The sequence below is a fragment of the Solemya elarraichensis gill symbiont genome, assembly GCF_002021095.1.
In the GTDB taxonomy this organism is placed as follows: Bacteria; Pseudomonadota; Gammaproteobacteria; order Chromatiales; family Chromatiaceae.
In genome coordinates, this window is record NZ_MPRK01000073.1 from 1 (window position 1) to 7840 (window position 7840).

Consider the following 7840-nt stretch of genomic DNA (forward strand, 5'->3'; position numbering starts at 1 on the left):
TGTTGGCAAGTGCTCGGATTTCTTTTTCGTTCATCGTGCTTATCTCCCGTAGGGGTTAATGATAAGCAGATACACAAACTAATTTACAGTCTCGTCCATTCCGATAAGCAAATCTCCCTCCCAATGTACAGGAATCGCGCGATACTCTACGGATGGAGTTAGCCAACCCGATACTTGCTCAAGTGAACGTTTCCGTGCTGGAGGCCTAATAGCGCCCCAATTCTCGTCATCCCGCCCCACCATTCGTCATCCCGGGCTTGACCTGGGATCCGAACATGACACAAACCATGTAGGAGCGGCGCCCTCGCCGCGATCAACCAACCAAAACCCCAGCCAAACCCTCCAACTCAACACCCCTCTCCCGAATCAACCCGGAAGCCAACGCCTTCAAACCCAACAAATTCTCCTCACTGGTATCATCCATATCATCACTAGCCCCATGCAAACTCACCTGAAAACGGTGATAACGCTCACCAAGCAAATGCTGCATCTGGTGATCAACAGCATCTGCCAGACCATCAAACATACTGTCAATCAAAGGCCTGAGCCAACCTGCCCTGCCCCAGTCACGCGCATCATCAAAAGGAATCCTGCGCGTACACTGACCCGTACCCAACGACACAACGCGCAACTCCTCTCCCGGAAACAACTGCACCGCTTCAGCATAAGCCGACACCGCAGGTGAATTGATAAAAATACCACCATCAATAAAGGCACTCATCTCACCATCAAGCTCAAACTGCGAAGGTTCAAAATAACTAGGCGCTGCAGTTGTCGCACGACAAACATCACGCGCAAGTAGTGATTCAAAACGCGGATGCCAACTCTTGAAGAACCGCGTCTCACGCTGTTCAATATCATAGGCAGTAACAGTCACAGGCGTCAGTGCATCACCAAGACGCATATCACCCAAATAATCCAGTAACACCGAATCAATCCCTTCAGAAGAGTAGATCTCGTCACTCAAACCACCAAGGGAAGAAACACGCTTGAAGAAAGAACGCTCAAACACACGCGAGCCGTTCTCCAGGTAAAGGTCAGCAAGATCGGAAGCTGAATACATGACACCGGAACCATCAGAATCGGGACGCGCAAGCGCAGACACCAGCAGACCGCCGGTAGAAGTGCCAACCATCAGGTCGAACAGTTGATGAGAAGGACGCCCCGTAAGGGACTCAAGATGCGCCAGTATCAGCGCGGGAATGAGACCGCGGATGCCACCGCCGTCGATGCTGAGGATTGTCTTCATGACACTATGTGGGCTACTGCCCTACACCTCCATGTGTTTTGTACTAAAACAGAGTATAGCTGAACTTAAAACACCATACTATCCATAGAGTAATGCTTTGTAAGTATCAGCAAGTTGACCTGCTAATTTATCAAAACTGAAATCACGAATTCTCTCGTTTCCATATTCGATCATTTTTGTACGCTGAAGCGTATCTGTTAATGCAACTTCAATAGCATTTGCCATGGCCTCAACATTATTCGCATCGAAATAGACCGACTGATCTTCTGTAATTTCACGAAACACAGGCAAATCACTCAGAACCATAGGACGCTGTGCTGCCATGGCTTCCAGCATGGGTATTCCAAAACCTTCGTACGAAGATGGACAGATAAAGAGGCTGCACAATTGATATGCACAACGCACCTCTTCATCGCTCAATCCACTCATAATTGTTACCTGGGATGATAAGCCTGCTTTTTCTATGCGCGTTTCAACTCTCTCTCTTTCACCACTATTATTACCAATAATCAACAGTGGAACATCGAAGCCACGTTGCTTAAGTAGAGCAATAGCATCAATCAAGTGAAGATAGTTTTTGCGTGGTTCGAAATGCCCTACTGCCAATGCGAAACTATCTGGCAATGCATTGTTGTTTTTAAACTCTGTTAGTTGTTGTTCGTTGATCCGACTAAAATCACCGGCATCTAATCCATTGTAGATAACCGAAATATCGGCACCCGGGTAAAAGTCGAGTATTTCCTGCTTCATCGCGTCGGACACTGTAACGACATGATCAGCATTCTGCAGAGATTTGCGCAACACCGCTTTGAAAGCAGCACGACTGAGCATCCCAACATCATCACGAAGCCCACGTACATCATGAATCGTCATGATTGTCTTGCCACTAGGCGAGCGGACAAGTGGTATATGAAATCCTTCGAAAATATCGAAGGCATCCTTCCTGAATGCCCTGGGCCAATAGTTCTTTCCTGAGGCATATTTTCCAAACCGTCCCTCGCTTGGAATTGGTGTTTCCTTATGGGCAAGATTTGGTAATGCATCAAACCAGCGATGTACACTGCAGTCACGTGGTTCATATATTACAAATTGCACTTCAGGCAGCTGTTCGAAGAAGGCGCCATATATACCGATAAAGCGTTGTTTAGCGCCTGAAGGCCGGTCATTCAGGCACGTGGCGTTTAGACCGACTCTCATCCTTCCAGACCAAGTAAATCAAAATGGCGGTCAATAACTGTATTTTCTTCGAACGGCAGAACAGCTTCAGCAAGCAATTCACTGTCAACAGGTGTTTCAATCGCTTTATCAATTGCTAAAGCCAGAGCAGCTGGATCACGCATAGGAGCAAGATAGCCATATTTACCGTCCTGCAGCACCTCACGCGGCCCCGTTGGACAGTCAGTTGAGACAGGCGTACAACCACACATCATTGCCTCAACAAGAACATTCGGCAGCCCCTCAACATGGGACGACAGGACAAACACATCAGCGCGAGCAAAGTACTTCAATGGATTATCAACATAGCCCACAAGTTCAATCTTTTCTGTTAGGCCACGACTATCGATTAAAGACTGTAGTTCATCACGCAATGGGCCATCACCCATGATCAACAATCGTACATCAGTGCGCGCCAAAACTAGTTCAACTGCTTTGATCAGGTCATCAAAACCTTTCCATGGCGCAAGCCGTCCGGCAGCAACTAACAAAGGTGCTTGCTTTTCATTAACCCATGGATGTTCAACACTCTCTTCTATTCGGGTTCTTGACTGCGCATCATCGACTATGTTGTAAACACAGACATGGGATGGATTTGAGAAAATCTTGCGGTACTGCTCCACCATATCTTTGGAGACACATGTCAATACATTTGCACGCCACATCACTGTACGTACAACCTGCTTTAACATCCATCGCTTGCTAAACAACCTATTTGAATAGGTATCAAATGGTGTAACGCGCGAGGAACCGCTGATTTTTGCTTTTGATCCAGACAAGATTGCGGCAAGTAAAAGAATGGCGTTCAAATGATCTTCTGCTGCAAAAACAACATCTGGTTTCTCGGTTTTCAGAAAGCGTATAAGAGGAAACAACATGTCACGCACTTTTGGTTTTTTCCAGATATGTACCTTCAAGCCGTCCACATCAGGAAAAGTGCAATCTTTGTTCACATGCCCAACGACCATTACAACATCATGTCCGCGTTTGGCCAACGCACGTGCAAACCGAATTTGTGCGAGCGGAACTCCAGCGATAGCAAATCTAGGCGTGACAACACAAACCTTCATCGATATGAAAATTCTCTCAGGAGTGAGTCGTACTTATGCTCTGACATCCTGGTTTCATGAAGGAACAGAAAGTTATTAATATAACTCTTGGAGCTATTCCCAAAATTGTCCGAATTTTGATCGCGGTCAACACTAAAATTATCCAGAGAAATCAGAGTGCCGGACCTATCTAGATAAAAACCGCGATAACCATGGCCCTCGATCTTGTCAAAAACTTCTCCTATTGGCCTGTTGCAGTGTCGTTGTTCAATTTCCACCAACAGCGCAGGCTTAGAGGAGTCTAGAATCTGCTTAGCACCAGAAATAACATTGAATTCATGCCCCTCTACATCAATTTTTATAAATCCGACGTTCTCAAAAGCAAAGCTATCCAGTGTTCTTAAGTTGACTAACTGGTCTCGCACACCTGATAAGTCATCGTGCTCCAGAGATGCTGATGAGTCGTGTTCAACACCCTGTTCATCAACAGGTATATGCAAATTTGCGGTCCCTGGTGCATCAGATAGAGCCACGCAATGTACATTGACTGAGGGCTTTCTTCTAACCGACCATACCTCTAGTACAGATGCACAATATGGATTAGGCTCAAACACCTCAACTTTTGCACCCAACTGCCACAGGCGATAGGTGTAGATGCCACGGTTACCACCAATATCTATTGCAAGTTCCCTTGGGTTGACAATTTTACTGAGGAACTTCATCTCTTCTTCAAGTAGTCTGGCTCTTGCATTCATCCAATACTTCACTGGTACTTGAAAACGCTTTGGCAAATTATCCCTGATCCAAGTTGTAATTTGTTTCACAATCAGTCAGCTTTTTTAACACTTGTAAACATAGCAGTATTGACAAAAACACAATCAACTTCATTTAACGATAAATTCTTGTTATGTGTTGTTGGGTAAAATCCGCTAACTGAAAAGCCTGAGTCTTCAAAGATTGCGAGCGTTTCCTTGTAATCCGGTGCGCCTTCATACACAGGGATTATGGACAACTCAGACAGCATACAACTAACTTTTGGTAATAGATTTTTTGCACCACGAAATACTTCTAGATCGTAGCCTTGAGTATCCATCTTAAGGAGTAGATTTCGATTTGGAATAATCCCATTTGCAAGACATTCATCAAGTGTTTTAATTGTTATTGTCTGTGTATGGTTAACTTTACTGGCATCCCAGTGTTCAAGTGCATAATCCGTCAATGTTAATATCGAAGAAAATGAACTGAATTCAGAAACATTGATAGTTGTTTCTCCGGTCTCAGAACCAAGTGCAAAATTGAATACGATCCATTTTTCATCATCAGCTGAAATTTTGGATAGTATTTCAAATGCTTCATTGACAGGCTCAAAAGAATAAATATATCCATCAAATCCGATTTCACGTAGAAAACTGCCGAATTGTCCTTCATTAGCACCCACATCCAGAATGCGATCAATTTCATATATGTTTAAAGCACTAGTCAGATGTGATCTCAAATTGTGCTGACCGGAAAAACGTACAATATCAAAACCAACTACGTTGTTAAGTAAACGTCTGATTGTATCGGTAACTTTTTTCAATTTATCTAATGCCTTTTAGATACTGTGTCATTCAGAATTAACTCTAGACGAGAAATAGTTGACGTTAATGAGTAGTTATTTATATAAATTTCTCTAAGGCGCGGATTGAATGGAATAGGCATATTTAATTTAAGTAACCGAATTGCATTAACAAACTGATCGCTTGTTTCACATATGAAGCCAACCTGATCAGCGATATCTTCATACCCTGTAAATGCTTCAGGCGTGCCAACTATTTTTTTCCCGTACATCAAGGCTTCAGCTACTTTTGTTTTCATACCTGAGCCATCAAATATTGGTGCGATAACAAATCGTGCGCGCCTGTACCACACAGCAAGTGAATCGACTGCGCCTACTACCTCAACCTTGCCAGGCACTTCCAGTTCATCACGGAGTTTTTCAAAGCCCCTGCCAACAATACATATCTTGATATCAATATGTGGTACTACATTTTTCACAAACCAGGTGATTCCAGCCTGGTTAGCATAGAACGTGCCGCCTACAAAGAGCGCAAAATCCTCATCATCTGCAGGCACTCTTTCTCCAAAACCAATCGGCATCTTATCTTCTAACGCCATAGGAGCAATGTGTGTCGCAACTCTTCCATAGGTCTTCCTCAAAAGATCACTATCGCGCTGGTTCAGACAAATAATCTTGTCGCTATAACGAACAGCCTTACGTTCAGCAAGATAGTTGGCTATCAGAATCAGAAAAGAGCGCAGAGATTTTCGCTGGCGAAATGAACCGAGAAAGAAACGCGATTCGACGTTATGAAAGAACGTGGTAATTTCGACTTCAGGTAAAGTCTTTTTTAGAATATGAACAAATCCACCCAGGTTCGATCCATCGACAAAGACCCTAGTTACATTTTTTTTCTTAATCTTGTTAATTGCGGCGGTAATAGTGTCACTATTTAGACCATCAATATGGCCTCTGAAAGTATTTGCATATTCATTTGCAGACCTCAATGGTGAATGTATCAATTGAATCAGGATCAATTGATCATTATAAATTTCTTGCAAGGCATCGTAATTTAACTTACAAAGAAGTTCGCGGCCACCGGAAGGATTTGGGTCCAGCCCCTTTGTTATCAAGACTAGTGGTTCAGGCATGTTCTTGATTCATTGCGACATAAAACTAACTTCGGAGTCTTGTTGAAATCTGCCGAGCGGGGACGCCAACTACAATTGAATATGGTTCAGTGCTCTTGGTTACAACAGAACCAGCACCAATTACACTGCCCTTACCTATAACAATTCCATCAAGTATTCGTACGCCAGCACCAATCCAGACATCATCCTCAATAGTAATACCCTGTTTTGATTCGCCTTGCGAATAAATGTATTTCTCCGGATCAGAATAAATGTGATTTGAAGGGACAATAACCGTGTGGGCAGCAATTCGTACGCCATTGCCTATTTTGAGTCCACCGCCACCATAGAGTAGTGAATAGGGATTAACTGTACAATCTGAGCCAATGGTGATTGAACCACCATATGCCCTAAGAATGACACCTCGATCAAGAGATGAATCCGGTCCTATAGTAATTTTACCGCGTGCTGGATCAATGGAAACACTCCAATCTATTGTTGCAGTTTTATCTACTTCTACGCCACGCATTATGACCATCAAACACTTGATTCTGTTTCTTGTTCTTCTATAAATTGAGAGAGTTCTACGCGCTACTGTAAGGTAAATCGCCATAGTCAGTCATTCAACTGGATTGTTTTAATCTTCACTTGCTTGATTGCATCATTAAACTGACGATGCGATTTTCTGACTTTACCCTGCAAATGATCCTTGAGCACTAAAATATATGAAAACGGGAGGTAAATAGGCAATATAAAGGCATCACTTCTTGATCCGCTCCAAACCATTATTGCTCTTAATAACGTCACCTCACCATGAATCACATAACGAAGATAATTGATTCTTCGTTTCATTTTTTCAAATATAGACAAACTTCCTTCTAAATAGCATTCTGTTACTGCCATAGCATATGCTTTCCCACGATTGTATTCCATTAATCCACTATAGGATAAACAATGAGGTTCACGATATGTCTTCCTTTCCAAGACACGTGGGATAAAACGAGTCTTTTTCACTCCTAAAATATTCCATACCGACGATTCTGATATTAGGAAGTCTACTTCTAGAAAGGGATTTTCCTTCAATAAATCAGCCTTAGTGAATATCACCAGGTCTGCTCGCATATGATTAAGCAATTGATTAAACTCTATATCCGTATATTCATCTTCTGGATACTTACGTCCCAGAATTCCTTCCTCCATAGTCTCGCACAAAGCGGTTACACCTTTAAAATCGTTACGTTCCTCGATATTGATAGAATTCCAGGTAGCCAGTAAAACCTCAAGTGCGTCAGAATATAGATAATCGTCTGAATCACACCAGAGAATAAATTCGCCGTTTGCACAATGTACAGCCTCATTATCCATCCTTGATTTACCAACACGCACAGATGCATTAATGAGAGTTATAGGAAAGTCAGACTTCATCGCAAGTTCATTAACAACCTCAATCGTATTATCATCAGAACCATCATTAGCAACAATCCACTCGAATGATTTAAAAGTCTGATTTACAAGCCCATCCCAAACACGGTACAGATACTCTGCACGATTCCAGGTTGGTGTAAGAATAGAAATCGTAGGTTTCATAATGGCCACTTATATTTATTCTGAGCAATTAGGTAAACTTCAAGCGTGTCTTTGATCTCGTGATGTAAAA

8 protein-coding genes are annotated in these 7840 nt (G+C 42.9%); all 8 read right to left on the minus strand.

The annotated features are described in order from the left end of the window. Window positions 1-313: 313 nt before the first annotated feature. The 8 genes from BOW51_RS05235 to BOW51_RS05270 all read right to left on the minus strand — a co-directional run bounded on the left by BOW51_RS05235 (window position 314) and on the right by BOW51_RS05270 (window position 7770). Window positions 314-1249 carry a patatin-like phospholipase family protein gene (locus tag BOW51_RS05235; RefSeq protein ID WP_078476773.1) on the minus strand — a complete coding sequence of 312 codons (936 nt, stop codon included), beginning with the start codon at window positions 1247-1249 and terminating at the stop codon, window positions 314-316. Between the two features lie 78 nt (window positions 1250-1327). After that, complete coding sequence (locus BOW51_RS05240) at window positions 1328-2446, minus strand: glycosyltransferase family 4 protein (RefSeq protein WP_078476774.1); 1119 nt, start codon at window positions 2444-2446, stop codon at window positions 1328-1330. Beyond that, entirely contained in the window at window positions 2443-3534 is a 1092-nt protein-coding gene (locus tag BOW51_RS05245) for a glycosyltransferase (RefSeq protein ID WP_078476775.1), read from the minus strand. Before BOW51_RS05245 ends, BOW51_RS05240 begins: the two co-directional genes overlap by 4 nt. Further along, window positions 3531-4337: an FkbM family methyltransferase gene (locus BOW51_RS05250; RefSeq protein WP_135568070.1), complete on the minus strand. Its 807-nt coding sequence runs from the start codon at window positions 4335-4337 to the stop codon at window positions 3531-3533. The genes BOW51_RS05245 and BOW51_RS05250 overlap by 4 nt, the downstream gene beginning before the upstream one ends. A 2-nt stretch (window positions 4338-4339) precedes the next feature. After that, window positions 4340-5092 carry an FkbM family methyltransferase gene (locus tag BOW51_RS05255; protein ID WP_078476777.1) on the minus strand — a complete coding sequence of 251 codons (753 nt, stop codon included), beginning with the start codon at window positions 5090-5092 and terminating at the stop codon, window positions 4340-4342. A gap of 5 nt (window positions 5093-5097) precedes the next feature. Next, a complete protein-coding gene (locus tag BOW51_RS05260) occupies window positions 5098-6204 on the minus strand; it encodes a glycosyltransferase (protein ID WP_078476778.1) in 1107 nt (368 codons plus the stop codon). Between the two features lie 25 nt (window positions 6205-6229). Continuing rightward, window positions 6230-6712 (minus strand): acyltransferase, encoded by a 483-nt coding sequence (locus tag BOW51_RS05265; protein ID WP_245828523.1) that lies wholly within the window; start codon window positions 6710-6712, stop codon window positions 6230-6232. Between the two features lie 86 nt (window positions 6713-6798). After that, window positions 6799-7770, minus strand: a complete 972-nt coding sequence (locus BOW51_RS05270) for a glycosyltransferase family 2 protein (RefSeq protein WP_078476779.1) — start codon at window positions 7768-7770, stop codon at window positions 6799-6801. Window positions 7771-7840 lie beyond the last annotated feature (70 nt).

What these genes read in the sequence shown, in the direction of transcription:
- BOW51_RS05235 (WP_078476773.1), bottom strand. Translation starts at nt 1,249, where the DNA reads ATGAAGACAATCCTCAGCATCGACGGCGGTGGCATCCGCGGTCTCATT.
- BOW51_RS05240 (WP_078476774.1), bottom strand. Translation starts at nt 2,446, where the DNA reads ATGAGAGTCGGTCTAAACGCCACGTGCCTGAATGACCGGCCTTCAGGC.
- BOW51_RS05245 (WP_078476775.1), bottom strand. Translation starts at nt 3,534, where the DNA reads ATGAAGGTTTGTGTTGTCACGCCTAGATTTGCTATCGCTGGAGTTCCG.
- BOW51_RS05260 (WP_078476778.1), bottom strand. Translation starts at nt 6,204, where the DNA reads ATGCCTGAACCACTAGTCTTGATAACAAAGGGGCTGGACCCAAATCCT.
- BOW51_RS05265 (WP_245828523.1), bottom strand. Translation starts at nt 6,712, where the DNA reads ATGCGTGGCGTAGAAGTAGATAAAACTGCAACAATAGATTGGAGTGTT.
- BOW51_RS05270 (WP_078476779.1), bottom strand. Translation starts at nt 7,770, where the DNA reads ATGAAACCTACGATTTCTATTCTTACACCAACCTGGAATCGTGCAGAG.